Source organism: Azospirillum sp. Marseille-Q6669 (genome assembly GCF_965111635.1).
In genome coordinates this window covers 1,872,815-1,897,585 of record NZ_CBCOOP010000001.1, presented here as the reverse complement: position 1 = coordinate 1,897,585, position 24,771 = coordinate 1,872,815, and the positions used below count along the sequence as shown (strand labels likewise).

Below are 24,771 nucleotides of genomic sequence, written 5' to 3'. Positions count from 1 at the left end.
TCCTTGCTTACGATCCTTTGATGAAGGCCAGCACGTCGGCGTTGAAGCGGTCCTGATGGGTGGCCGTCAGCCCGTGCGGCGCCCCCTCGTAGACTGTCAGCGTCGCCTGCGGCGCGATCTCCACGGCGCGGCGGGCCGCCGCGTCGATGGGCACGATCTGGTCGTCGTCGCCGTGGACCAACAGCGTCGGCACCGCCATCTTCCTCAGATCCTCGGTGAAGTCGGTTTCCGAGAATTGCTGGATGCAGTCGTAGGCGCCCTTGATCCCGGCCATCATGCCCTGCAGCCAGAAGGATTGCCGCAGCCCCTCCGACACCTTCGCCCCGTCGCGGTTGAAGCCGTAGAAGGGCATGGTCAGGTCCAGGAAGAACTGCGATCGGTCGTCGTAGGTGCCCTTGCGGATGCCGTCGAAGACCTCCATCGGCAGGCCGCCGGGGTTGGCGGCGGTTTTCAGCATGATCGGCGGCACCGCTCCGACCAGCACGGCCTTGGCGACCCGTCCGGTGCCGTGCCGCCCGATGTATCGGGCGACCTCGCCACCGCCGGTAGAATGGCCGATCATCACCGCATCGCGCACGTCCAGCGCGTCGAGCAGCTCGGCCAGATCGTCGGCGTACTGGTCCATGTGGTTGCCGGTCCAGGTCTGGTCGGACCGGCCGTGGCTGCGCCGGTCGTGGGCGATGACCCGGTAGCCCTGCTGGCCGAAGAACAGCATCTGCCCGTCCCAGGCGTCGGCGCTGAGCGGCCACCCGTGCGAGAAGACCACCGGCTGTCCGCTGCCCCAGTCCTTGTAGAAGATGCGGGTGCCGTCCTTGGTCGAGATCGTGCTCAAAACCCCCTCCATTTTTCGGGCGCGCGAAAGATCCGCGGCGCGAGGGGAAGGCGGACACCGGCCTTTCCATGGGCAGCGCGGAACCTCGTCGGCGTCACAACAGTGCCGAAGGCTGTCCTGCCTGGAAACTATACGGAGGTATCGGTGGCCTGCCCGTGTGTATGGCAAGCCGATGGAGAGCGGAGCCGCTGAATCACGGGCGGGGAGCCGAGAACGATAAGGCGCGCGAACCAGCGGCGCCACTGTTCGCCCACCGGTGGAAATATTTCGTTTTTTCAATCAGTTCCGGTGCTTTTGTCGGGGATTTAGCTCCCTTTGCGTCTTCCGGATGGGACCGGCATCGTTTATCTTCGGGCAACGGTGGGCAGGAAGCCTATCCATCTGGGAAATGAGCGGACGGTTTCTTGGAGGAGCAAAGCTTGCGAATGCTCGTCGCGGTGGTTGATGAACTGCGCCGGCAGAGCCGCAGCGTCATCGTACGTCTTATGCTGTTTGGACTAGTTCTGGTCTTTGTCGGCGCCTGCGCGCGCATCTGGGTCCTGTCCTCCTTCTTGGAGGACAAGATCAACAACCTGACCTCGTCCCAACAGCAATCGACCGCCTCCTATGTTGCCCACGACATCGACGAGAAGATCAAAGCCCGGCTCGACCTCCTGCGCCGCGCCGCCGGAAGCCTGCCGTTGATGGCCCTCGACGATCCCACGGCTCTGCGCGACTGGCTGAAGACGCATCACGAGATCGCGCCACTGTTCTCGCGCGGTCTGATGATCGTCCAGCCGGACGGCCATGGAGTCTTCGCGGATTATCCGGAACGGCACCGCCCGCCCGATTTCGACGTTTCGGATCGCGACTGGTTCCAGGCGGCGCTGGCGTCACGCGAACCGGTGATCGGGCGGCCCGCCCGCTCCGCCATCGACGGAGAGCCGATGGTGGTCATGGCGATGGCGGTCACCGACGCCGCCGGAACCCCGGTCGCGGTCCTGGCCGGCGCCACCGCCCTGTCGTCGCCCGGCTTTCTCAATCTGGTCCAGGGAAACCGCATCGGGCGCAGCGGCGGCTTCCTGCTGGTTTCCCCCCGCGACAGGCTGTTCGTGTCGGCCAGCGACCACGGGATGATCCTGACCGCGACCCCGCCGGAGGGGGTGAATCCGCTGCACGACCGGGCCATGGCCGGTTACCGCGGCACCGGCATCACCGTCAACGCGGCGGGGGTGGAAGAGCTGTCGGCCATCGCGGCGGTGCCGACGGCGGGTTGGTTCCTGGTCGCCCGCCTGCCCACGGCGGAGGCGTTCGAAGGGGTGCGCGACCTGCAGACCTTCATCGCCACCAACAGCCTGATGATCGCCGCCTTCGCCGTGACCGTGCTGTTCTTCGGCATGCGCCGCTTCTTCCGCCCGCTGACCCAGGCGGCGCGGCGGATGCACCAGATGGCCGACGGGCATGTCGAGCTGTCGCCCCTGCCGGTCCACCGCATGGACGAGGTCGGGGAGCTGGCGCAGGGCTTCAACTATCTGCTGGGCAAGCTGAGGGAGCAGGAGGCCGCCCTGCGGGCGAGCGAGGCGCGCATGGCCCACATGGCCCACCACGACGCGCTGACCGAACTGCCGAACCGCACCATGTTCCACGACCGGCTGCAACAGGCCATCGACCGGGCGGAGCGCGGCGGCACCCTGTTCGCCCTGCTCTACATCGACCTCGACGGCTTCAAGCCGATCAACGACACCCACGGCCACAGCCGGGGCGACGAAGTGCTGCGGGTGGTGGCGCGCCGCCTGTCCGGCCTGCTGCGCAAGTCCGACCTGATCGCCCGCATCGGCGGCGACGAATTCGCCATCATCCTGGAGGTGGAGGTGACCCCCGCCGGGGCGGAAACCGTCGCCGACAAGTGCCGGACGGCGTTGGCGGAGCCAATCCTGATCGACGGGCTGCGGCTGCGGCTCGCCCTGTCGATCGGCGTCGCCGTCTACCCGCAGGACGGGCGGGATGCCCAGCAACTCATCGTCCACGCCGATCAGGCGATGTACGCGGTCAAGAGGGGCGCCGCCCGCGTCCCGGCCCTGTAGGAGCGCCGGCTCAGTGGCAGCTTGAACCGCCACCGGCCGGGCCGCAGCCCGTGCACCTGCCGCCACAGCCAGACCCCTTCGGCGCGGCCCTGCCCAGCAGGCGAGCGCGCAGCCCGGCCGGCAGGATCACCCGCCACAGCGTCCACGCCGCGGCCAGCGCCACCACCACCGCGACCAGCAAATCCTGCCACATGGCCGTGCCCTCCCCTTCCTTCACAGCAGCGCAGACGCGAGGCGGTAGGTGATGAAGCTCGCCCCGTAGGCCAGCGTGATCATGTAGGCGAACATCACCGCCGGCCAGAACCAGCCGTTGGTCTCCCGCTTCACCACCGACAGGGTGGCGACGCATTGCGGGGCGAAGACGTACCAGGCGAGCAGCGACAGCGCGGTCGGCAGGCTCCAGGAGGCGGCCAGAGCCCCGGCCAGCGAGGATTGCAGCGCGTCGCCGCTCTCGCTCAGCGCGTAGATCGTGCCCAGCACGCCGACCGCCACCTCGCGCGCCGCGATGCCCGGCACCAGCGCCACGGCGATCTGCCAGGTGAAGCCGATGGGCGCCAGCAGCGGTTCCAGCGCGTGGCCGATCATGCCGGCGATGGAATACTGGATGGCCGGCTCGGTCGCCCCCTCCGGCGCGCCGGGGAAGCTCGCCAGGAACCACATGACGATCATCAGGGCGAAGATCGTCGTGCCGGCCCGCGCCAGGAAGACCTTGGCCCGCTCGAACAGGCCCAGCGCGATGTCGCGCGGGTTGGGCAGGCGGTAGGCTGGAAGCTCCATCAGCAGCGGCTCGCGGGCGCCCTTGAACACCGTGCCCTTCAAAACGAAGGCGACGGCCAGCGCCGACAGGATGCCGGCGGCGTAGAGCGCGAACATCACCAGCCCCGGCAGCCCGACCAGACCGCCCAGCAGCGGACGGTCCGGCACGAAGGCCGCGATCAGCAGCGTGTAGACCGGCAGCCGGGCGGAGCAGGTCATCAGCGGGGCGATCATGATGGTCGCCAGCCGGTCGGCGCGGTTCTCGATGGTGCGCGCCGCCATGACGCCGGGCACCGCGCAGGCGAAGCTGGACAGCAGCGGGATGAAGGCGCGCCCGTGCAGCCCCACCCCGCCCATCAGCCGGTCCAGCAGGAAGGCGGCGCGGGCGAGATAGCCGGTCGCCTCCAGCACCAGGATGAAGAAGAACAGCACGAGGATCTGCGGCAGGAAGATGACCACGCTGCCCACCCCGGCGATGATCCCGTCGGTCAGCAGGCTGCGCAGCGCGCCGTCCGGCAGGGTGGCGGCCACCCAGTCCTTGAGCCCGCTGACCGCGCCGTCGATCAGGTTCATCGGCGCCTCGGCCCAGGCGAACACCGCCTGGAACATCAGGAACAGCACGAGGAACAGGAAGGCCAGCCCGAACACCGGGTGCAGCAGCACGGCGTCCACCCGCCGGGTCGCCAGCGGCGGCAGGCCGGCATCGGCCACGCAGCCGGCCAACAGCCTTTCGACCTCCTGATGATAGGCCCGCAGGTCGCGCGAGGACGGCTCGCTCCAGCCGCAGGAGGCAGGATTCTCCGCCGCATCGGCCGCCATGGCCATGGCCCCGTCGATCTGCTCCAGCAGCGGCTGGACGCCGCCGCGGCGGATGGCGACGGTCGGCACCACCGGCACGCCGAGCGCGGCCGACAGGGCCGCCGCGTCGATGCGGCAGCCGCGCTTCTCCGCCGCGTCCATCATGTTCAGCGCCAGGATGATCGGGCGGCCCAGCCGCTTCAGCTCGACCACCAGCCGCAGGTTCAGGCGCAGGTTGGTGGCGTCGGCGACGCAGACCAGCAGGTCGGGGCTGTCCTCGTGCGAGAAGCGGCCGAGCACGACGTCGCGGGTCACCTCCTCGTCGGGGGAGCGGGCGCGCAGGCTGTAGGTGCCCGGCAGGTCGATCACCTGAACGCGGCGGCCGAGCGGGCTGACGAAATGCCCAATCTTCCGTTCCACGGTGACGCCGGGGTAGTTCGCCACCTTCTGGCGGGAACCGGTGAGCGCGTTGAACAGGGCGGTCTTGCCGCAGTTCGGGTTGCCGACCAGCGCGATGCGCGGCGGCAGGGCGGAGTCCAGGACCGACATGGCCGGATGTCCTTGCAGGGGGTCGCTTTGAAGGAGGGTGGCGGCGCCGCGCGTCAGGCGGCGGGCGCCACCAGCACGGCGCGCGCCTCGGCGCGGCGGAGCGCCAGCGTGTGCTCATTCACGCGGATGGCGATGGGGTCGCGGCCCGGAAAGGCTTCGTGCAGGACCTCGACGTGGGAGCCTTCGACCAGCCCCATCTCGATCATGCGCCGCTCCAACTCCCCTTCGGGAAGGGTGGTGACGACCCCCCGCTCATCGACGCCGGTCACGCGGGCGCGCTCGCCCTTCTTCAACTCGCCCAAATGCCGTCCGCCGGGGGACTGGCCCGTTTCGGGGGTGGGATGACCGCTCATGGCTGCACCTGATCGCACCGGGAGGTGGGGGGCGCGTTCCTGTCCGCCCCTCTTCGCCGCGGATGATCCTGCGAAGCGTTCGCATCCGTCCAGTCGGCTAAATGTCGCAGGAGCCTTGTAAAATGAGCGCAATGCCCCCAATACGATTAGGGCTTTACGGGGGCCGCCGGCCCCTTCGCGTCGCCTTTGACGGTGGGCGCCGGCGCCCTGGCGGAGCGGTCGAGGTTGGCCTGCGCCGTCTTCGCCGCCGCGCTGTTCGGCGTGTTGCGGACGATCTGGCTCCAATCCTCACGCGCGCCGGGCAGATTGCCGGCCTGCGCCTTGATGTTGGCGCGCAGCAGCAGGGCGTCGGGATCGCCGGGGCGCAGCTCCAGCGCGCGGTCGATGTCGGCGACGGCCTGCCGGTCGTTGGCGAGCGCCTTGTGGGCGGCGGCGCGGTAGAGATAGGCCTCGGGCCGCCGCGGGTCCTTCTTCAGCGCCGCGTCCAGGTCGGCCACGGCGTCCCAGAAGCGCTCCGTCTCGGCCCGCGCGATGGCGCGGTCGATCAGCAGGTCCACATCGTCCGGCTGGAGCGCCAGGGCGCGGCTGTAGGCCCGCTCCGCCCGCACATTGTCGCCGGCGCGCAGCCACGCCCAGCCCGCCCGCCCGAGGATCGAGGCCCCGGCCTTCGGGTCGTCCTTGCCCAGCACCGGGGCCAACTCCTCCAGCCGCGCCCCGGCGGTGGTGAAGTCACCCTTGTGGAACAGCGCCAGCGCCTGGCACAGCCGGGCATGGTCGCCGCCGCCGCGGTTCAGCCAGGTCTGCGCGCTCTCCAGCGCTTCGGCCGGGCGCTTCTCGGCGAGCATCAGGCAGGCCTGGAACTCCCGGTTGTGATCGATGGCGGGAGCGGCCAAGGCGGGGCTGACGGAGAAGAGCGCCAGCGCGGCCGTGATGAGGTAAGCGTTGCGTCGGTTCATGGCGGCCTTACACTCCGCCATTGCCGCTTCCGACGCAAGGACCCCGCAAGACATGGCTTCACCCCGTCTGTTCGTCTTCGGCCTGGGTTTCACCGCCCGCGTGTTCGCCGACCGGCTGAAGGCCGAGGGCTGGCGGATCGCCGCCACCTGCCGCGGCGAGGACAAGCGCGCCGCCCTGGAGGCGCAGGGCATCGAGGCGTTCCTGTTCGACCGGGGCCGCCCACTGGAGGACGCCCGCGCCGCCCTTGCCGGCACCACCCATCTGCTGGTCAGCGTGCCGCCCGACGAACGGGGCGACCCGGTGCTCGACCAGCACGCCATGGATCTGGCGGACCTGCGGACGCTCGACTGGGCCGGCTATCTTTCCACCACCGGAGTCTACGGCGACACCAAGGGCGACTGGGTGGGCGAGGCGGCGTGGCTGCGCCCGACCGGCGAGCGGCAGAAACGCCGCGTCGAGGCGGAGCGCGGCTGGCTGAACCTCTACCGCCAGTATGGCGTGCCGATGCATCTCTTCCGGCTGGCGGGCATCTACGGGCCGGGGCGCAGCGCGCTGGACAACGTGCGCGACGGCACCGCCCGGCGGGTGGACAAGCCCGGACAGGTGTTCAGCCGCATCCATGTGGAGGACATCGCGGCGACGCTGCGCGCCTCGATGGACAAGCCGACGCTGGGCGCGGTCTACAACGTCGCCGACGACCTGCCCTCCCCCTCCCACGAGGTGGTGAGCTACGCCTGCGGCCTGCTGGGGGTCGAGCCGCCGCCGCTGGTGCCCTTCGAGGAGGCCGGGCTGTCGCCGATGGCCGCCAGCTTCTACACCGACTGCCGCCGGGTGAAGAACGACCGCATCAAGCGCCAGCTCGGCGTGACGTTGACCCACCCGGACTACCGCGCCGGGCTGGACGCGCAATTCGCCGCGGAGAGCGGGCGGTAGAGTCGCGGCGGCGCGAATCGCGCGTCCTCCCGCCCCGGCCGCATCCCCCTACGGCAGCACCCCGCGGGGGCGTCACGGGCCTCCGGATGGGCCGGAATCGGCGTTTCCGGCGAGCGCCCGACCGCGCCGAACGAATTTGGTTCGGCAAAACCGACGTTGTGGTATCATGCGCGCCCGTTCCGGCCCGCTGGATTGTGGCCGGACCGGCATGGGTACGCCTGCGAATCGCAAAAAACACGACCTGCCGAGACGACGACCAGCATGAACATCATCATCGAACGCGCCGCCCTTCTCCGGTCCCTTGGTCATGTGCAGAGCGTGGTGGAGCGTAGGAACACCATCCCCATTCTGTCCAACGTGCTGCTGCGGGCGAGCGACGGCGAACTGTCGCTGGCCGCCACCGACATGGACCTGGAGATCGTCGAGACGGTCCCGGCCACGGTGACCCGCGCGGGCGGCACCACCGCCCCGGCCCACACGCTGTACGACATCGTGCGCAAGCTGCCGGACGGCAGCCAGGTGGAGCTGGACATCGGCGGCGACGGCACGATCCTGACGCTGCGCGCCGGCCGGTCGCAGTTCAAGCTGTCCTGCCTGCCGGTCGACGATTTCCCGCAGCTCTCCGGCGGCGACCTGCCGCACCGCTTCGACCTGACGGCGGGCGACCTGCGGGCGCTGGTCGACCGCACCCGCTTCGCCATCTCGACCGAAGAGACGCGCTACTACCTCAACGGCATCTACCTGCACGCCGCCAAGGCCAAGGCCGGCGGGTCCGAACTGCCGGTGCTGCGCGCCGTGGCGACCGACGGCCACCGTCTGGCGCGGGTCGAGATGCCGCTGCCGGAGGGGGCCGCCGGCATCCCCGGCGTCATCGTTCCGCGCAAGACCGTGAACGAGATCCGCAAGCTGATCGACGAGGCCGCCGACCGCATCGAGCTGTCGCTGTCGGACAACAAGATCCGCTTTGCCTTCGATTCGGTGGTCGTGACCTCCAAGCTGATCGACGGCACCTTCCCGGATTACGAGCGGGTCATCCCGGTCGGCAACGACAAGACGATGGAGGTGGACGCCAAGCTGTTCGCCGCCGCCGTGGACCGCGTCGCCACCATCTCCACCGAGAAGAGCCGGGCGGTGAAGCTGTCGCTGACCCGCGGCACCCTGACCCTGTCGGCCACAAGCCCCGAGGCCGGCAGCGCCACGGAGGAGCTGGAGGTCAATTACCAGGAAGGCCCCCTGGAAATCGGCTTCAACTCTCGCTATCTGCTTGATATCACGCAGCAGATCGAGGGTGAGGGCGCACGCTTCTCGCTGGCCGACGCCGCGTCGCCGACCATCGTGCGCGACGTCGCCGACCCCACGGCCCTTTACGTGTTGATGCCGATGCGTGTGTGACCGGTCCGGACGGATCGGCGCTTTTCGGGCCGGTGCGCTCCGGACCCCGTGTTTGACGGGGTGCGGCGGCCCGGTCCCCGCATCCCGGATCGGACGCTTTGCTCGACGCCAGACAGACTTCGCCCTGCCCCGCCCCCGTGGTGGACACTCCGGCCGCTTTGGCGGTGACGCGCCTGACCCTGACCCGCTTCCGCGGCTATGACAGCGCGCGCCTGGAGCCCGACCACCGCCCGGTGGTGCTGACCGGGCCGAACGGCGCCGGCAAGACCAACCTGCTCGAAGCGGTCAGCTTCCTCGCCCCCGGACGCGGGCTGCGCGGCGCCAAGCTGGCGGAGGTCGAGCGGATCGGCGGCGGCGCTGGCAATGGCACCAGCGCCGGCTGGGCGGTCGCCGCCGTTCTGGACACCCCCACCGGCCCGGTGGAGATCGGCACCGGCCGCGAGATCGGCCCCCAGGCGGCGTCCGGAGCCGAGCGCGACCGCCGCGTCGTCCGGGTCGACGGCCACCCCGCCAAGGGCCAGACCGTGCTGGCCGAGCATGTCGCCGTCGTCTGGCTGACCCCGCAGATGGACCGGCTGTTCCTGGAGGGCTCCAGCGGGCGCCGCCGCTTCCTCGACCGCCTCGTCTTCGGCTTCGACCCTGCCCATGCCGGGCGGCTCAGCCGCTACGAGCACGCCCTGCGCGAGCGCGCCCGCCTGCTGCGCGAGGGGCATCGCGGCTGGAACGGTGACGAGGGCTGGCTGAGCGGGCTGGAGGACCAGATGGCGACCACCGGAGTCGCCGTGGCCGCCGCCCGCCGCGACGTGGTGCAGCGGCTGCGCGCCGCCTGTGGGCGGGCCGTCGGCCCCTTCCCCGGCGCCGACCTGACGGTGCAGGGCGCGGTGGAACGCTGGCTCGACGACGGTCCGGCGCTGGCCGCCGAGGACGCGCTGCGCCGTTCCTTGCGTGACAGCCGGCGGGCCGATTCGGACAGTGGCGGGGCCACGCTGGGGCCGCACAAGAGCGATCTCGCGGTGCGCCACGCCCAGAAGGACATGCCGGCGGCGCTCTGCTCCACCGGAGAACAGAAGGCGCTACTGATCGCCATCATGCTGGCCAACGCCCGGCTTCTGGCGGCGGAGCGCGGGGCCGCCCCGCTGCTGCTGCTGGACGAGGTGGCCGCCCATCTGGACCCGCAGCGGCGCGAGGCGCTGTTCGACGAGATCCTGGCGCTGGGCGCCCAGGCCTGGATGACCGGGACCGACGATTCGGTCTTCGGGCCGCTGGGCGGTGCGGCCAAACGCTTCCACATCGAGGATGCGACCGTGACCCCGGCCTAGCGCTCAAAAAAGGGCTCAAAAGCCCGGAAAATCACCGACCGAAGTACGGTATTCCGCCGAAACCCAACGCAGTCTGCTATAGTCGAGCCATGGCACAGGAAGCACTGAAGAACGACCTCCCGCAGCAGGATTACGGCGCGGAATCGATCACCGTCTTGCGCGGGCTGGACGCCGTGCGCAAGCGTCCGGGCATGTACATCGGCGACACCGATGACGGCTCCGGACTGCACCACATGGTCTACGAGGTCGTGGACAACGCGATCGACGAGGCGCTGGCCGGCTACTGCGACGCGGTCGTGGTGCAGCTCAACGCCGACGGGTCGGTCACGGTGCGCGACAACGGGCGCGGCATCCCCACCGACATCCACTCCGAAGAGGGCGTGTCGGCGGCGGAGGTCGTGATGACCCAGCTCCACGCCGGCGGCAAGTTCAACCAGAACTCCTACAAGGTGTCGGGCGGCCTGCACGGCGTGGGCGTGTCGGTGGTGAACGCCCTGTCGGAGACGCTGGAGTTGCGCATCTGGCGCAACGGCCGCGAATGGTTCATGCTTTTCCGCCACGGCGTTGCCGATGCCCGTCTGGCCGATGTCGGCCCGGCCCCGATGGTCGACGACGGCAACGGCGGGCAGAAGCCACTCTCCGGCACCGAGGTCACCTTCCTGCCGTCCAAGGACACCTTCACCAACACCGAATTCGACTTCGCGACTCTGGAACACCGGCTGCGCGAGTTGGCCTTCCTGAACTCCGGCGTGCGACTGGTGCTGACCGATGCCCGCGGGGTGGAGCCGCGGGTCCAGGACCTGCATTACGAAGGCGGGCTGGAAGCCTTCGTGAACTGGCTCGACCGTTCCAAGGTGCCGCTGCACAAGCCGGCGATCTCGATCAAGGCGGAGCGCCCGACCGAGCATGGCGGCGTGGTCACCGTGGAATGCTCGCTCCAGTGGAACGACAGCTACCACGAGACGACGCTCTGCTTCACCAACAACATCCCGCAGAAGGACGGCGGCACCCACCTCGCCGGCTTCCGCGCGGCGCTGACGCGGGCGATCAACAACTACGCCAACGAGTCGGGCATCGCGAAGAAGGAGAAGGTCAACCTCTCCGGCGACGACGCGCGCGAGGGGCTGACCTGCGTGCTGTCGGTGAAGGTCCCCGACCCGAAATTCTCCAGCCAGACCAAGGACAAGCTGGTCTCCTCCGAAGTCCGTCCGGTGGTCGAGGCGGTGGTGGGCGAATGCCTCGCCCAGTATTTCGAGGAGCATCCGGCGGACGCCAAGCGCGTCGTCCAGAAGGTGGTCGAGGCCGCCGCCGCCCGTGAGGCCGCCCGCAAGGCGCGCGAGCTGACCCGGCGCAAGGGTGCGCTCGACATCGCCTCCCTGCCCGGCAAGCTGGCCGACTGCCAGGAGCGCGACCCGGCGCTGTCCGAACTCTTCATCGTGGAGGGCGATTCGGCGGGCGGTTCGGCCAAGCAGGGCCGGTCGCGCCAGTTCCAGGCCATCCTGCCGCTGCGCGGCAAGATCCTGAACGTGGAGCGGGCGCGCTTCGACAAGATGCTGTCCTCGGCCGAGATCGGCACGCTGATCGCGGCGCTGGGCACCGGCATTGGGCGCGACGAGTTCAACCCGGACAAGACGCGCTACCACAAGATCATCATTATGACCGACGCGGACGTGGACGGCAGCCACATCCGCACGCTCCTGCTGACCTTCTTCTTCCGGCAGATGCCGGAGCTGATCGAGCGCGGCTATCTCTACATCGCCCAGCCGCCGCTCTACCGCATCAAGCGCGGCAACGCGAAGGAGCGGTACCTGAAGGACGACCGGGCGCTGGAGGAGTATCTGATCGAGGCGGCGCTGGGCGACCTGTCCGTGCGCCCCGCCGACGGCTCCCTGCTGACCGGCGAGCCGCTGCGCGAGATGGTCGAGCAGGCGCGCGGCGCCCGCCTGCACATCGAGACGCTGGCCCGCAAGGCCGGCAACCTGTCGGTGGTGGAATCGGCGGCGGTGAGCGGCGCCTTGTCGGTCGCGCTGTCGCAGGACACCGCCCAGGCGCAGCAGGCGGCCGAGACGGTCGCCGCCCGGCTGAACGCGCTGGACGTGGAAGGCGGCTGGCGCGGCGAGAGCCTGCTCCAGGGCGGTTACGCGCTGGTGCGGACGCGCCGCGGCGTGACCCACCGCCACCATCTGGACGCTGACCTGCTGAAGAGCGCCGAGGCCCGCAAGCTGGATGCCATCGCGGCGGACCTGAAGCGCGTCTACGCCGAGCCGGGCCGTGCCTTCGAGAAGCAGAAGGAGAGCCGCAGCCTGACCGGCCCCGTCGCCCTGTTCGACACGGTGATGGAGCTGGGCCGCCGCGGCGTGACGATCCAGCGCTACAAGGGGCTGGGCGAGATGAACCCCGACCAGCTCTGGGAAACCACTTTGGACCCGACCAAGCGCTCGCTGTTGCAGGTGAAGGTCAACCACGCCGATCAGGCGGAGGAGGTCTTTTCCACTCTGATGGGCGACATTGTGGAGCCGCGCCGCGAGTTCATCCAGGAGAACGCCCTGAAGGTCGCCAACCTGGACGTGTAAACGGCTGTTGTCGGCTTCCGGATAACCATCCACACTGAACTATATAGAGGTCCAAAATTGAATTTTTGGGCCTCTTTCTTTTTCTACGTGCGCGCGGCATACGTGTTTAAGGTATATTATCCTATTAAGGATTTCTCAGGTTTCGTGCGCTGGCGCAAGGAATTCTCTGTTCGCGGTCGTCGGCGTGCCGGGAACCGGCCGCTCTTCGGTGCCTCGGGAGCGCCCCCACCTTCAGCCGGTGTGTCGGCAAGCACGCCGAACGGCGGCTCAGCCCGCCGTAGCGGCAGGCCACCAGACCTCCCGCACCCAACCCGCTTTATAGTTGACAAGGAGAAGCCACGCAGTAAATCTTGCATCATTCGCAGGATAACCCGTGACACTTTTACTTTTCCTTCGACCTAAAAGGCAAAATCTAAATAAACGTGCAGGAAATATCTGCTGACCCTGTGATTTCAAAAAATATATTCTTTGACTTCTTTGGCGGGTGCCGACTAGCACTTCTTTGGCAGTTCTACTCCCGCCTGTGCGGGACGAGCCAGCATCGACAGCAGAGACATCGGATCGGTGCAGTCTGACGAATGTGCGCGAGAATGGCTCGGCGGACAGCGGGGAGCGTCGGCTGCGCGGGTGGCCCGCTGCCCCCATCGTCCTTTTTTCTCCCGCTCCGGCGCGGCGGCGAGCCGAAGGTGCTGGAGGAACGCCAAGGCGATCATCACCAAGAGCGCATGATGATGCAGGCCGGGCCAGTTCCGGCCCTCGAAGTGATCGAGCCCCAGTTCCTCCTTCATTTGCTGGTGCGCTTGTTCACACACACCCAGCGCGCCTTGATCCAAGACGCCAGGGTGCGGAGTGGCGTGTCCGGAGGCAAGTTGCTCAGGTAATATTTGGTTTCGCCGGAGCTGCGGCGTTCGCCGACCAACCACACCTCCTCGCCCGGCTGATGTTTGCCCGTGCGCATCGCTGGCCCATCGGCCACGCGTACCCGCATCGCGGCAAACCGAGCACTCAGCGCCCCTTTGGTCCCGGTGCGCCACGTGAGCCGCCGCCACGTCGTTTTCTGGAGCATGACGGCGGCGGAGATCGGATCCTCACTGGGCATCGGATGCTTGCGGGGGCGCCCCGTAGCCGCCTTCGGCCAGGAGAGGGTCACGTCTGGCGTGTAGACATTCTGGACGCACACCGTCCCAACCGCCCACCGCAGTCCCCGCTCACTCAGCGCGCGCCGGAACGCCGCGCTGATGCCATACCCGGCGTCGGCGACGACGCAGCCAAAGCGCACACCGACGGCCAGCACCCGGTCCAATTCCTCGATCGCCAGCTCCGGCTTGGTCCGCGCCTTCTGCTGGGCTTCCGGCACCTGCCCGCGCCGGCACCGATCGGGCTTGCTCGTCCACTCCTCGGGCAGGAGCAGGCGCATGACCATCGGGACCGGCACCTCGCGGCGGGCCAGGGTCAGGGTGACCAGGACCTGACAGTTGGCGTTCTTGCCCACCACGCCGGCATACTGGGGAGCGACGCCCACGGAGTGCTCGCCCTTCTTCAGTATGGCGGTGTCGTCGATGGCCAGGATGGCATCCGGGCCACCGACCAGTTGGTCAGCCGTTTGCACCAGGATCGCTTCGAGCGGCGCCGTGTCCCAGGAGCGGCTGGCGATGAAGTTGTGCAGTTGGTCGTCGTCGCCGGGCGTCACCTCTGCGGCGATCGGCTGGACGCTCGTGCGTTCCGTGCGCCCGTACAGACCACGGATGTAGACCGGGGCCCAGCGCCGTCGGGCCTTGTGGCCCAGAGCGTCCAGAAACGGCTCCAGCCAAACGTCCAACTCGGCTTCCCAGGTCCGCACCTCCAGCATGAGCGCCTCCAGCGCCAGTCACCCCCTGAACTGTACAACAGCCCTTACCTCGCGCCCTCACCCAGGAACTGCCAAAGTAGTGCTAGGCAGAGCAAGGGCGTGGCGGGCGGCACCGTTCTGCGGATTACGCCGCCAGTGACGCGCCGGCGACCTCGGCCCAGACCTGGAATGCCTGGGCGCGGGCATTGCGATAGTCGGCGACGGAGCGGTGGTCGCGGCGGAGATGGAACAGGTTGACGATCGGATCGTGAATGGCGAGGAAAGGCTGGACTTGAGCGGGGTCTTTGAAGCGCTTTCTTTGCCGTTCACGCCGACAGGTGGGTTGGTGGGAGTTCTCGGCCCGGTTGTTCAGTCCCTTGTGCTGGCGGTGCTCCACCCTCGGCATGATCGCCCGCTTGGTGGCGGCGTAGGACTTCAGCTTGTCGGTGATCAGCACGCGCGGCGCCCGGCCCTGCTTCCTCAGCAGCTTGCGCAGCAAACGCTTGGCCGCCTTGGCGTCGCGCCCGCCTCCGTCGACCATGGCAACTGAGTGGTCGACAAGTTGACAATGCCGGTTCAGGACGTCTTGTCCGCCGTCTGGCGCCGGTATTCCTCAACCGGCAACCCGCCCATGCCCCAGTTCTCCATGGGAACCTCGTCGATTACGACGAAGGTCGCCGCGTGCGGCTTGTTCAGCACCTCGAACAACAGGTCGCTGACACCCTTGATCAGGGTCGCCTTCTGCTCCGGCGTCGCGCCGGTTGCGCCGGGGCTCGTGCCCTCGCGGGTGATCTGGATGTTCACGTACGGCATCGGGTGTTCCTTTCCGCTTGATGGCGTTACCGCCAGGGCCTTACCAGCGACCGGCGTGCTGGCCACCGTCGACGTGCAGCGTTTCGCCGGTGACGAAGTTCGCGGAGTCCAGGTAGAGCACCGCGTCCACGATGTCCTGAATCTCGCCCAGGCGGCCGACCGGGTGCAGAGCGGCCAGGAATTCGTGCGTTTCCGGGGCGTGCATCGGCGTCTTGATGATGCCCGGCGACACCGCGTTCACGCGGATGCCCTTGCCGGCGTATTCGATGGCGAGCGAGCGGACCACCGCGTCCAAGCCGCCTTTGGTCAGGGAAGCCAGCGCCGCGGGCACGCTGGCCAGCGGCTGTTCCACCAGCGTGGTGGTGATGTTGACGATGTGCCCGCTGCCCTGGTTCAGCATCTGCGTCGCGACCAACCGGGACACATGGAAGAAGCCGGTCAGGTTGGTGGCGACGACCCCCGCGTAGTCGGCCGCGGTGTATTCGGTGAAGGGCTTGGCGATGAAGATGCCGGCATTGTTGACCAGCGTGTCGATGCGCCCGAAGCGTTCGCGGGCGGTCTCCACCAAGCGCTTGGCGGTCTCCGGGTCGGCGACGTCGCCGCCGACGGTCACGACGTTCGGGTCGTCGCTGGCCTTGATGGAGCGGGAGTTGGCGACGACCGCGAAACCGCGCTGGCGGAAGCCCGCCACCAGACCCGCACCGATGCCCTGCGACGCGCCGGTGATCAGCGCAACCTTCTGCGTGCTCATGATGGATCCTTTGGGTTCGAACAAGGGTCGTGTGTGGATGGCCCGCCACTCGCAGGTCGTTTCACGCCCCTTGGCGTGGATTGAAACGATGAGAATTTCTGTTGTGAGGCGGGAACCGGAGGACCGTCGAAACTTGCGACCGCCCTGTCTTGCCGCTCCGCTTTCGCATTGAAAAATGCCGCAGGACGCGTAGAACGGCAAACGAGCTTTCCTCATCGAATCGACAAGGTGGATTTGTCGATGTCGCGACCGTTGCTGCCCCTCAGCGGGTTCCGCGCCTTCGAGGCCGCCGCCCGCCACCTCAGTTTCGCCCGGGCCGCGGACGAATTGCGCGTCACCCCGGCGGCGATCAGCCATCAGGTGCGGACGCTGGAGGATTATCTCGGCGTGCCGCTGTTCCGACGCAGCGGCCGGCGCGTGCTGCTGACGGAGGCGGGGCAGATCCTGCTGCCGGACCTGCGGCGCAGCTTCGACCTGATGGAGGCCGCAATGGGGCAGGTCAAGCGGCTGGCCGCGGGCGGCATCCTGACGGTCAGCATGTCGCCGTCCTTCGCGGCCAAATGGCTGATGCCGCGCATCGAGCATTTTCGGACGCGCCACCCCGACATCGATCTGCGCATCGACGCGGACGTGCGGCTGGTGGATTTTTCCGCCAACGAGGTGGACATCGTCATCCGCTATGGTCCCGGCTCCTACCCTGGCCTGAAAAGCATGCTGCTGTTCGAGGAGGAGCTGTTTCCGGTGTGCAGCCCCCGGCTGCTGTCCGGCGCCGTTCCGTTGCAGCGCATCACCGACCTGCGGCAACACACGCTGCTGCACGACGAGACGATCAATTTTGCGGGGCCGATCCCGTCATGGCGGGTCTGGCTGCAAACGGTCGGGCTGGAGCAGGCCGTCGACCTCAACCGGGGACTGCGCTTCAATTCCTCGGTGACGGCGACCCAGGCGGCCGTCGATGGGCATGGGGTGCTGCTGGGGCGCAGCCTGATCGTTGCCGACGATCTCTCGGCCGGGCGGCTGGTCCGCCCCTTTGCGGAGTCCTGCCCGGCGGGGTTCGGCTATTACCTCGCGTATCCGCCCCAGGTCGCGTCGCGAGCGAACGTCCACGCCTTCGTCGACTGGATCATCGAGGAAGCGGCCGGGGAGGAAACCGGCGGAAAGGGGTGACGGGGGGCCGTCACTCCCCTTTGCTCACCTCCAGCAGTGTGTCGCGCAGGTTCGCGACGGCCTTTTGCAGCTTTGCAAACTCATCGGGCGGCAGGCCGGTCTGCTTGACGAGGGTCATGTTCAGGCCCTTCTCACGCAGGCGGCGGCCGGCGTCGGTGAGGCCCACCCGGACCTGACGTTCATCCTCCGGATCGCGCTGCCGGGTGACGTAGCCCATCACCTCCAGCTTCTTGAGGATCGGTGTGAGCGTGTTGGATTCCAGGAACAGCTTTTCGCCAAGCCCCCGAACCGTCAGGTTGTCTTCCTCCCACAACGCCACGATGGTGATGTACTGGAGATAGGTGAGGCCGAGTTCCTCAAGGATTGGCCGGTAGGCCCGCCCGTAGGCGAGGTTGGCCGAATAGATCGCGAAACACAGAAAATCAGCCAGTTTGGGGCTCGCCGGGTCGTCTGGCGTCATTGGGGGAGTCATCGTCATCCTCTCCAGCACACGAAAATGTGAAGGGCCTGGAGCCTATATAACTCGCATCCGATGAAATCGTAAGGTTGACTCTCCCGCGCCCTCTGCGTAGATTTCAATCGTATCCGATTCGATCGGATACGGTATAAAAATAGCTTTTTCCTCAAGGACACCACCATGCCCCAGCTGACCAAAGTGATTTACACCGGCCGGACCCACACCTCCGCCGGGGGACGGGACGGCACCGCCCGCAGTGACGACGGCCGCCTGAACATCGCCCTGTCCTCCCCCGGTTCGTCGGGTGGCGGCACCAATCCGGAGCAGCTGTTCGCCGCCGGCTGGTCGGCGTGCTTCATCGGCGCCATGACGATTGCCGCCCAGAAGATGCAGATCACGCTTCCAGCGGACCTCGCGGTCAACGCGGAGGTGGATCTCGGCACCACCGGCACCGGCTACGGCCTCGCGGCCCGTCTCAACGTCAGCCTGCCGGGGCTCGACCGCGGAACCGCCGAAACCGTGGTGCAGACCGCGCACGGAACCTGCCCCTATTCCCTGGCGACACGCGGCAATATCGACGTCTCGATCACCGTCGTCTGAGAACGCGCCCACGGTCCAGGATCGAAGACGGTCAAATCGGAACGCTGTCGCGTGAACCGATCCGCAGTGTGAAATCGCATGCGATTTAATCGTTTCCGCTTTCATGCCTCCCTCAGCCCCATTGCTCCATCCCACCGGAGACAGACAGATGCCCGAGGCCATCAACCGCGACCGCCGCCGTTTTCTGGGCACAGCGGCCATGACTCTTGCCGCAACGCAGATCGGCCTTTCCGGGCCAGCCACCGCGCAGGCCGCCGAAGCGAAGCCGACGACGCGCCCCGTCAAGCCGGGAACGAACACGCCGTTCGGTCCGCTGAAGCAGATCGACGCGAGCGTCCTGAACATCGGCTATGTGGACGCCGGCCCTGCCGATGGCCCTGTGGTCGTCCTGCTGCACGGCTGGCCCTACGACATCCACAGCTTCGTCGACGTCGCGCCCGCGCTGGCATCGGCGGGCTACCGGGTGATCGTGCCCTATCTGCGCGGCTATGACACGACGCGGTTTTTGTCCGGCGAGACCTTCCGCAACGGTCAGCCGTCGGCGCTCGCCCTCGATACCATCGCGTTGATGGACGCCCTCAGGATCGAGAAGGCAACGCTCGCCGGCTTCGATTGGGGCGCGCGGACCGCCAACATCGTCGCGGCGCTATGGCCGGAGCGGACCAAGGCCATGGTATCGGTCAGCGGCTACCTCATCGGCAACCAGGAGGCCGGCAGGAAGCCGTTGCCGCCGGAGGCCGAACTCGAATGGTGGTATCAGTTCTATTTCGCCACGGACCGCGGCCGGGCCGGCTATGACCAGCACCGGCACGACTTTGCCAAGCTCATCTGGCGGCTCGCCTCGCCAAAGTGGGAGTTCGACGACGCCACGTTCGGCCGCTCCGCGGCGGCCTTCGACAACCCCGACCACGTTGCCATCGTCATCCACAATTACCGCTGGCGGCTTGGCCTGGCTCCGGGCGAACCGAAGTATGACGAACTGGAAAAGCGGCTTGCCGCAGCTCCGGTGATCGCCGTGCCGACCATCACCATGGAAGGCGACGCCAACGGCGCCCCCCACCCGGACGCCAGCGCCTACGCCACGAAGTTCTCAGGCAAATACGCGCACCGGCTCATCGCCGGCGGCACCGGCCACAACCTGCCCCAGGAAGCCCCGCAGGCCTTCGTGGACGCGGTCGTCGACGTTACCAAGCTCTGACCGGTTCTGGCGCACGCGTTCCCCCCGCCATCACCCCTTCACCGGAGGCGAGCGGCGCAGGCTGCCGCTCCCCCCAAGGAAACGATGATGACCCTTCTGGTTGTTGCCTACCTCGGGGGCATGCTGACCATTGTCAGCCCATGCATCCTGCCGGCTCTTCCCTTCGTCTTTGCGCGCGCGGAAAAGCCGTTCGTCACGAGCACTCTGCCGATGCTGGCCGGCATGGCCATCACCTTCGCCGCGGTCGCAACGCTGGCGGCGGTCGGAGGCGGCTGGGCCGTCCAGGCCAATGACCTGGGCCGCCTCGTCGCGTTGGCGCTGCTCGCCGTGTTCGGCGCAGGGCTGGCCTCCCCGCGGGTCGCCGGCATCCTGACACGGCCGGCCGTCGCCTTCGGGAACCGCATCCTGCATACGGCAGGCGAGCCCGGTTCCGCCCCGACCTTCGGCGGATCGCTTCTGATCGGGGTGGCGACCGGGCTGCTCTGGGCACCCTGTGCCGGGCCGATCCTCGGCTTCGTGCTGACCGGTGCGGCCCTGCAGGGCGCCAACGTGCAGACCACGCTTCTCCTCCTGGCCTACGCGGCCGGGGCGGCCACGTCGCTGGCGCTGGCGCTGCTGGTCGGCGGCCGGCTGTTCGGTGCCATGAGGCGGTCGCTCGGCGGCGGAGAATGGGTTCGCCGGGGCCTTGGCGTGGCTGTCATCGCGGGGGTTGCCGCCATCGGGCTTGGCCTCGACACCGGGCTTTTCACCAACCTGTCGAGCACCAACACCGACCGGATCGAGCGCGCCCTGCTCGGCAATTTGGGTTCGGAGGATCAGGAGTTGGGCCAGGAATTTGGAATGAGCATGGTGGCGAGCGACGCCGTGGTCCAGACGGCGGGCAGGCCGTTCCAGAGCGCCCTCCCGGTGAAGGGAACGTTCCCGTCGCTCGACGGAGCGGCAGAGTGGCTGAATTCGGCGCCGCTGTCGACGGAAGCGCTGCGGGGCAAGGTGGTCCTGGTGAATTTCTGGACCTACTCGTGCATCAACTGCATCCGCGCCCTGCCCTATGTCCGCGCGTGGGCGGACAAGTACAAGGATCGGGGGCTTGTTGTGATCGGCGTGCACACGCCCGAGTTCGCTTTTGAACGAAACGTCCAGAACATCCGGAAGGCGCTGACCGATTTCCAGATCGACTATCCGATTGCGGTCGACAGCAATTTCAAGGTCTGGCGCGCCTTTCGGAACAGCTATTGGCCAGCGCTGTACTTTATCGACGCCAAGGGCCGCATCCGGCACCACGCGTTCGGCGAGGGCAACTATCAGGAATCCGAAAAGGCCATCCAGGAGCTTCTGGCGGAAGCCGGCGAACGCAGCGCGTCCAACGACGTCGTGACGCCCGACGCCAAGGGCGCCCAGGCAGCGCCGGACCTTGCCCACATCCGATCCTCAGAAACCTACATCGGTTATCAGCAGGCGTCGAACTTCGCCTCCCCGGAAGGGATGGGCGGCGACCGCGCCCGAACCTACACGACCAAGCCTCTGAGGCTCAACCAGTGGGGCTTGGCCGGCAACTGGACGGTCGGTGCCGACCAAGCGACCCTCAACCAAGCCGGGGGCGGGATCACCTATCGATTCAGCGCGCGTGACCTTCACCTGATCCTTGGGCCAGACGCGGATGGCCAGCCGGTCCGTTTCCAGGTGACCATCGACGGCAAAGTGCCGGGCGAGAACCATGGCGCCGACATCGACGCCGAAGGGCATGGCACCGTCACCCAGACCCGCCTGTACCAACTCGTGCGGCAGAGCCGCGACATCGGGGAGCGCACGTTCGAAGTCCGCTTCCTGGATCCGGGTGTCGCGGCTTTTGCCTTCACCTTTGGCTGAGCGCCGCGCCGATGGAGATCCTGAAGGAGATTTCCGCCATGATGAAACTCGCTATCATCCTCGTCCTCGGGCTGTCGGTCCTGGCAGTCCCTTGCGTCTATGACACCGACCCCCGTGAGCCGTCACCGTTCACGGCCTTCTTCATCCGGAACTGATGGTCCTGCCGCAGGGCTTCGTTGCAGACGCACCTCCACCTGCCGGTCCATGACCGCGGCGGTCTGCTCATCACGACTGCACCGGAAGCCGGAGAGAATGCAAAATACAAGTTTCCGGCACCATCCCGAACCATCAGCAGCCAATGTAAACCGGCTTGCGTTTTTCCGGCAAAGGCCTGCCGCCCCTCGCGGCGGTCAGCCGTGTCGCGCGACGTTGGCGCCTAAATCATCGGAGGCTGGCGGTGTCGAGGGTTTGGCGAGTATAGGGTCGCCGTTGGCGTCGCGGCCCTCAACCGTATGCTCGACCTTGGACGCCCTGAATCCGTTCGCGTTGCCTGAGCGCCAACGGGGGTGGGGCGATCTCTTGCTCCGCTCACCTCGCTGCAGCACGCCGTTGGTAGCGCCAAAGCCAGTCACCTCAGGAGGATGAGACCAATCCCGGTGCCGATCAAAGCACCCGCCCACACCAGATCGAAATTCACCCAGCCACGGCGCAGGATACCGAGCCCGACGGTCTCGAAGACCACCAGCCCCACGATCGCGATTACCACCAGCATGGCCGCCATATGCACCAGGACGACAGCCAGCCCGGCAGCCGCTGACCCGAGTGCGGCAATCATGCCCGTCATCTCGGCTCCCGGTCCACACAGCGACAGCGCCATCAGTTGGGCCGGCGCGAGCATGCCCAGCAGCAGGGGCAGGATCATCAGCCCGGCCCCGTGCGCCGATGCCATCAGGAACGACCACAGCGCCAGCCCGGCAAAACCTGTGCGCATGCCGACCCGCACCCGATGCCGGTAGCCACGCACCAGCCGATAGCCACCAAGGCCGATCAGCACCGTCACCGTGGCCGGCTTCAGGAGATCTGGCGGGATGACCAGTTGGACCATGGTAAAGCTGATCACCACCACCAGCACTGACAGCGCGTGGCCCAGCGCGATGGGCGGCAGCGCCTTGACCACCGCCCCGCGGCGGCCTTCCTGAAGTCCGAGAGCTACGGCGAAGAGCCACCCCATGGCCGGGTTGACTCCGTGAAAGGCGCCGAGGCCGATCAGCGCCAGCCACTGCCACGCATCGCTCATGGATAGCAGTACGAGTCCGAGGACGCGTCGCCGCCTTCCAGCCGGATCTGGTGTCCGCGGAAACCGTCGTCGAACCGCAGGAAGAACCGCTCGTCGATGCTCAGGCCACCCTCCGGGGAGGCGTCGAGCTTGACCATCCAACTCTTGATGCCCTCGGGATAGAACTGCTCATCCCAGCTCCGGTACAGCGAGTTGGTGAAATAGACCCGTTTGCCGTCACGGCTGACCTCGACCATCTGGGGGCCGCCGTTCAGGTCTCCTTCAGCACTTGGATGTCGGCTGCGCCCGACGATCCCGCCCAACCGGACCGAGCCGGTCAGTTTGGGTCGGAAGGGGTCAGAGACGTCGTAGCGTTGCATCTCTCCGGTGCCCCAGCACGACACGTACAGCCAACGGTCGTCCAGCGACAGGTCGATGTCGGTGACCAGCGGCGGCACCGCCTTGAAGCCTTTGAGAATGGGCGGCAGTTGATCTGGATCGGCCGGTTCAGCCGGGATGTCGATGACTTTCCGCATTGCCCACTGTTCGCCGTCGCGATGCCACAGCCAGATCGACGAGGAGAGATCCTTCAGATTGACCACAGCGTTCATGAAGCCATGCGCCTTGGTCGGATCGTGCGCCGGGCGCAACTCCAGTGCCAGCTGATACTCCGGACCCAAATCGATGGTCTGCCGGTGCCGGCGGCGGTGCAGGTCCCAGAAGTGGACTCGTCGACCATACTTCGCACCCAGCAGAAGTTCCGGGTTGAGGCCGTCCTCGATCATGTCGGGCGTACCCCATTCGCTGGTGATCATCGTATCCTGGCCGAGATGCCACCAGACGTCGTAAGAAAGGAACTGCGGGCCGCGGTCGATCTCCCATTGGCCGAGCACGTCGAACGTCTCATGGTCGATAAGGAATACACCGCCCGGCCCACCGCCATTGCCCCCGCCGTTGCCGAGCGCGCTGACATAGATGCCCTCGGGACCGCAGTGCAGCGTGTGGGGGCGGGAATAGTTGGCGCGGGAGGCCAGTTGTTCCGGCTCGATCACCTTGGCGATTTTTGGATGGGCTGGGTCCGCCTTGGTGTCCACGATGTGAATGCGCGAGGACCGCAGCCCCGGTACGATGAGGTAGCGGCGCTCGACGTGCGGATGAGGCGCATAAGGGCACAAAGCGGAACTGCAGGCGTTCCAGCCGAAATGATGCAACTCGTCACCGACATTTGGCATGTCGAGGCGGCTGATGATCCGGCCGTACCCCGAAGAGCCGGGATCGACGTCGACGACACCGAGGGCATCCGGGCGGGCGGCGGTGTCCGTGTTCAACATCGCCACATAGGCCAGCCGCTCCGGGGGAGCTTGCATCGCCATACGTGGAGACGGATAGAAGCTGGGATCGGGGGTCCAAGTGGCCATGGAGGAACCTCTCAAGTCGCCACGCGCCTAACAAGGAGGGTATCGCGACACGGAGGTTCGTGATGCGAAGGAAAGGGGCTTGTCGGTTCTTCCATAAGTGGGTTTAGTCATCCCTATTTTGGTTCAGAATAATTGGGATAAACGCATGGTGGTCAGGTGGTGCTGGAACCCTGGCGCGTCTTATGCGCCATCCACATCCATAGGTCCCACGCCGATGGCCTGATCTGCGGGCTCCGTGAACGCGAGGACGGCCTTTCCATACCCATCCGCGCTGCGGACTTGCCGCATCCAGAGGCGTATTTTGGCACCTTCGCACCTTAACTTTCCCATGGAGGGGTGCCATGACCACGTCGGCAGCGAAAACCATCGATTTCAGTGACCTGAAACGAGCCATCGAATGCAGCGATGCCGACACACTGGTCCAGTTTTATACCGATGATGCCGAGATGATCATCGTCGATCGCAACCGTCCGCCCAGCGCGCCGATGACGCTGTTGGGCAAAGAAGAAATCACGGCATTCTGGCGCGATGTCTGCTCCAGGAACATGACGCATCGTGTCGGTCGAGAGGTGATTGGGGCGGACCGCGCCGCCTTCGTTGAGGAGTGCGCCTACCCTGACGGGTGCCATGTGATGTCGGCGATGACCCTCGAGCTGCGCGACGGTCGGATCGCCCGGCATCTTACTGTTCAAGCATGGGATGAGGTCAGCTGCGCGCCTGCTCGAACTTCCTGAAGCCTCCCTCCTATCCCATTGAGGGTTCCGTCAGCTCTACGCCAGGGCTGGCGAGTGGGCGCAGGGCGGCCGGCCACCGGCGCGGTTGGTTAGGCGACGGCGAGCATGTCGCGCAGAGCCGCGACTCTCCGGACATAGACGGCCCGTCGCCGGGCGGCCGGGACGTGCTGCTTGCGCTTGGTCGCCGGCCGCAGGACG

General features: G+C 67.2%; 21 protein-coding genes and 1 pseudogene. 10 read left to right on the top strand and 12 right to left on the bottom strand.

Going from position 1 to position 24,771, the window contains the following annotated elements; all coding sequences use genetic code 11:
• Positions 1-7 precede the first annotated feature (7 nt).
• Positions 8-832 carry an alpha/beta fold hydrolase gene (locus tag ACWPXE_RS08355; RefSeq protein ID WP_454017435.1) on the bottom strand — a complete coding sequence of 275 codons (825 nt, stop codon included), beginning with the start codon at positions 830-832 and terminating at the stop codon, positions 8-10.
• A gap of 425 nt (positions 833-1,257) precedes the next feature.
• On the opposite strand from ACWPXE_RS08355, the gene ACWPXE_RS08350 reads away from it, so the two are divergent.
• The gene (locus tag ACWPXE_RS08350; RefSeq protein WP_454017915.1) at positions 1,258-2,895 is read left to right on the top strand and encodes a diguanylate cyclase domain-containing protein; all 1,638 of its coding nucleotides are present in this window, start codon (positions 1,258-1,260) and stop codon (positions 2,893-2,895) included.
• Positions 2,896-2,905: 10 nt separating this feature from the next.
• Here ACWPXE_RS08350 and ACWPXE_RS08345 read toward each other — a convergent pair whose 3' ends face one another.
• From ACWPXE_RS08345 to ACWPXE_RS08330, 4 genes are all read right to left on the bottom strand, one after another.
• Positions 2,906-3,088: a hypothetical protein gene (locus tag ACWPXE_RS08345; protein ID WP_237905568.1), complete on the bottom strand. Its 183-nt coding sequence runs from the start codon at positions 3,086-3,088 to the stop codon at positions 2,906-2,908.
• A gap of 20 nt (positions 3,089-3,108) precedes the next feature.
• Positions 3,109-4,998, bottom strand: coding sequence for a ferrous iron transporter B (gene feoB, locus ACWPXE_RS08340; protein WP_454017434.1), 1,890 nt, complete (start codon positions 4,996-4,998; stop codon positions 3,109-3,111).
• A 53-nt stretch (positions 4,999-5,051) separates the two neighbouring features.
• Positions 5,052-5,351, bottom strand: a complete 300-nt coding sequence (locus tag ACWPXE_RS08335; protein ID WP_051658377.1) for a FeoA family protein — start codon at positions 5,349-5,351, stop codon at positions 5,052-5,054.
• A gap of 146 nt (positions 5,352-5,497) precedes the next feature.
• Entirely contained in the window at positions 5,498-6,307 is an 810-nt protein-coding gene (locus ACWPXE_RS08330; protein ID WP_454017433.1) for a tetratricopeptide repeat protein, read from the bottom strand.
• A 52-nt stretch (positions 6,308-6,359) separates the two neighbouring features.
• Here ACWPXE_RS08330 and ACWPXE_RS08325 point away from each other — a divergent pair, with 52 nt between their 5' ends.
• The 4 genes from ACWPXE_RS08325 (at position 6,360) to gyrB (ending at position 12,525) form a co-directional block, all read left to right on the top strand.
• Positions 6,360-7,241 carry an SDR family oxidoreductase gene (locus ACWPXE_RS08325; RefSeq protein ID WP_454017432.1) on the top strand — a complete coding sequence of 294 codons (882 nt, stop codon included), beginning with the start codon at positions 6,360-6,362 and terminating at the stop codon, positions 7,239-7,241.
• 261 nt (positions 7,242-7,502) lie between these two features.
• The gene (dnaN, locus tag ACWPXE_RS08320; protein ID WP_035677532.1) at positions 7,503-8,633 is read left to right on the top strand and encodes a DNA polymerase III subunit beta; all 1,131 of its coding nucleotides are present in this window, start codon (positions 7,503-7,505) and stop codon (positions 8,631-8,633) included.
• 98 nt (positions 8,634-8,731) lie between these two features.
• Entirely contained in the window at positions 8,732-9,952 is a 1,221-nt protein-coding gene (gene recF / locus ACWPXE_RS08315; RefSeq protein WP_454017431.1) for a DNA replication/repair protein RecF, read from the top strand.
• Between the two features lie 89 nt (positions 9,953-10,041).
• Positions 10,042-12,525, top strand: coding sequence for a DNA topoisomerase (ATP-hydrolyzing) subunit B (gyrB, locus tag ACWPXE_RS08310; RefSeq protein ID WP_454017430.1), 2,484 nt, complete (start codon positions 10,042-10,044; stop codon positions 12,523-12,525).
• 491 nt (positions 12,526-13,016) lie between these two features.
• On the opposite strand, the pseudogene ACWPXE_RS08305 reads toward gyrB, so the two are convergent.
• The 4 genes and pseudogenes from ACWPXE_RS08305 to ACWPXE_RS08290 form a co-directional block, all read right to left on the bottom strand.
• Positions 13,017-14,374: pseudogene (locus tag ACWPXE_RS08305) on the bottom strand (IS701 family transposase).
• A 124-nt stretch (positions 14,375-14,498) separates the two neighbouring features.
• Positions 14,499-14,894, bottom strand: coding sequence for a DDE-type integrase/transposase/recombinase (locus ACWPXE_RS08300; protein ID WP_454017429.1), 396 nt, complete (start codon positions 14,892-14,894; stop codon positions 14,499-14,501).
• 35 nt (positions 14,895-14,929) lie between these two features.
• A complete protein-coding gene (locus ACWPXE_RS08295) occupies positions 14,930-15,166 on the bottom strand; it encodes a tautomerase family protein (protein ID WP_454017428.1) in 237 nt (78 codons plus the stop codon).
• A gap of 40 nt (positions 15,167-15,206) precedes the next feature.
• A complete protein-coding gene (locus tag ACWPXE_RS08290) occupies positions 15,207-15,917 on the bottom strand; it encodes an SDR family NAD(P)-dependent oxidoreductase (RefSeq protein ID WP_454017427.1) in 711 nt (236 codons plus the stop codon).
• 240 nt (positions 15,918-16,157) lie between these two features.
• On the opposite strand from ACWPXE_RS08290, the gene gcvA reads away from it, so the two are divergent.
• Positions 16,158-17,084, top strand: coding sequence for a transcriptional regulator GcvA (gcvA, locus tag ACWPXE_RS08285; protein WP_454017426.1), 927 nt, complete (start codon positions 16,158-16,160; stop codon positions 17,082-17,084).
• A gap of 10 nt (positions 17,085-17,094) precedes the next feature.
• On the opposite strand, the gene ACWPXE_RS08280 is transcribed toward gcvA, so the two are convergent.
• Positions 17,095-17,544: a MarR family winged helix-turn-helix transcriptional regulator gene (locus ACWPXE_RS08280; protein ID WP_454017425.1), complete on the bottom strand. Its 450-nt coding sequence runs from the start codon at positions 17,542-17,544 to the stop codon at positions 17,095-17,097.
• A gap of 177 nt (positions 17,545-17,721) precedes the next feature.
• On the opposite strand from ACWPXE_RS08280, the gene ACWPXE_RS08275 reads away from it, so the two are divergent.
• The 3 genes from ACWPXE_RS08275 (at position 17,722) to ACWPXE_RS08265 (ending at position 21,205) form a co-directional block, all read left to right on the top strand.
• Positions 17,722-18,141 carry an Ohr family peroxiredoxin gene (locus ACWPXE_RS08275; RefSeq protein WP_454017424.1) on the top strand — a complete coding sequence of 140 codons (420 nt, stop codon included), beginning with the start codon at positions 17,722-17,724 and terminating at the stop codon, positions 18,139-18,141.
• 148 nt (positions 18,142-18,289) lie between these two features.
• Positions 18,290-19,339, top strand: a complete 1,050-nt coding sequence (locus ACWPXE_RS08270) for an alpha/beta fold hydrolase (RefSeq protein WP_454017423.1) — start codon at positions 18,290-18,292, stop codon at positions 19,337-19,339.
• A gap of 84 nt (positions 19,340-19,423) precedes the next feature.
• Positions 19,424-21,205: a cytochrome c biogenesis protein DipZ gene (locus ACWPXE_RS08265; protein ID WP_454017422.1), complete on the top strand. Its 1,782-nt coding sequence runs from the start codon at positions 19,424-19,426 to the stop codon at positions 21,203-21,205.
• A gap of 568 nt (positions 21,206-21,773) precedes the next feature.
• Here ACWPXE_RS08265 and ACWPXE_RS08260 read toward each other — a convergent pair.
• Positions 21,774-22,442 carry a hypothetical protein gene (locus tag ACWPXE_RS08260; protein ID WP_454017421.1) on the bottom strand — a complete coding sequence of 223 codons (669 nt, stop codon included), beginning with the start codon at positions 22,440-22,442 and terminating at the stop codon, positions 21,774-21,776.
• On the bottom strand, positions 22,439-23,839 hold the full coding sequence (locus tag ACWPXE_RS08255; RefSeq protein WP_454017420.1) for a selenium-binding protein SBP56-related protein: 1,401 nt from the start codon (positions 23,837-23,839) through the stop codon (positions 22,439-22,441). The genes ACWPXE_RS08260 and ACWPXE_RS08255 overlap by 4 nt, the downstream gene beginning before the upstream one ends.
• A gap of 341 nt (positions 23,840-24,180) precedes the next feature.
• Here ACWPXE_RS08255 and ACWPXE_RS08250 point away from each other — a divergent pair, with 341 nt between their 5' ends.
• Positions 24,181-24,573, top strand: coding sequence for a nuclear transport factor 2 family protein (locus ACWPXE_RS08250; protein WP_237905541.1), 393 nt, complete (start codon positions 24,181-24,183; stop codon positions 24,571-24,573).
• Positions 24,574-24,771: the final 198 nt, after the last annotated feature.

Coding starts and splice junctions, on each gene's coding strand:
- ACWPXE_RS08265 (WP_454017422.1), top strand. CDS start 19,424: ATGATGACCCTTCTGGTTGTTGCCTACCTCGGGGGCATGCTGACCATT.
- ACWPXE_RS08330 (WP_454017433.1), bottom strand. CDS start 6,307: ATGAACCGACGCAACGCTTACCTCATCACGGCCGCGCTGGCGCTCTTC.
- gyrB (WP_454017430.1), top strand. CDS start 10,042: ATGGCACAGGAAGCACTGAAGAACGACCTCCCGCAGCAGGATTACGGC.
- dnaN (WP_035677532.1), top strand. CDS start 7,503: ATGAACATCATCATCGAACGCGCCGCCCTTCTCCGGTCCCTTGGTCAT.
- ACWPXE_RS08260 (WP_454017421.1), bottom strand. CDS start 22,442: ATGAGCGATGCGTGGCAGTGGCTGGCGCTGATCGGCCTCGGCGCCTTT.
- ACWPXE_RS08335 (WP_051658377.1), bottom strand. CDS start 5,351: ATGAGCGGTCATCCCACCCCCGAAACGGGCCAGTCCCCCGGCGGACGG.
- ACWPXE_RS08275 (WP_454017424.1), top strand. CDS start 17,722: ATGCCCCAGCTGACCAAAGTGATTTACACCGGCCGGACCCACACCTCC.
- ACWPXE_RS08350 (WP_454017915.1), top strand. CDS start 1,258: ATGCTCGTCGCGGTGGTTGATGAACTGCGCCGGCAGAGCCGCAGCGTC.
- feoB (WP_454017434.1), bottom strand. CDS start 4,998: ATGTCGGTCCTGGACTCCGCCCTGCCGCCGCGCATCGCGCTGGTCGGC.
- ACWPXE_RS08295 (WP_454017428.1), bottom strand. CDS start 15,166: ATGCCGTACGTGAACATCCAGATCACCCGCGAGGGCACGAGCCCCGGC.
- ACWPXE_RS08255 (WP_454017420.1), bottom strand. CDS start 23,839: ATGGCCACTTGGACCCCCGATCCCAGCTTCTATCCGTCTCCACGTATG.
- ACWPXE_RS08270 (WP_454017423.1), top strand. CDS start 18,290: ATGCCCGAGGCCATCAACCGCGACCGCCGCCGTTTTCTGGGCACAGCG.
- ACWPXE_RS08300 (WP_454017429.1), bottom strand. CDS start 14,894: ATGGTCGACGGAGGCGGGCGCGACGCCAAGGCGGCCAAGCGTTTGCTG.
- ACWPXE_RS08250 (WP_237905541.1), top strand. CDS start 24,181: ATGACCACGTCGGCAGCGAAAACCATCGATTTCAGTGACCTGAAACGA.
- ACWPXE_RS08290 (WP_454017427.1), bottom strand. CDS start 15,917: ATGAGCACGCAGAAGGTTGCGCTGATCACCGGCGCGTCGCAGGGCATC.
- gcvA (WP_454017426.1), top strand. CDS start 16,158: ATGTCGCGACCGTTGCTGCCCCTCAGCGGGTTCCGCGCCTTCGAGGCC.
- ACWPXE_RS08345 (WP_237905568.1), bottom strand. CDS start 3,088: ATGTGGCAGGATTTGCTGGTCGCGGTGGTGGTGGCGCTGGCCGCGGCG.
- ACWPXE_RS08325 (WP_454017432.1), top strand. CDS start 6,360: ATGGCTTCACCCCGTCTGTTCGTCTTCGGCCTGGGTTTCACCGCCCGC.
- ACWPXE_RS08280 (WP_454017425.1), bottom strand. CDS start 17,544: ATGACGCCAGACGACCCGGCGAGCCCCAAACTGGCTGATTTTCTGTGT.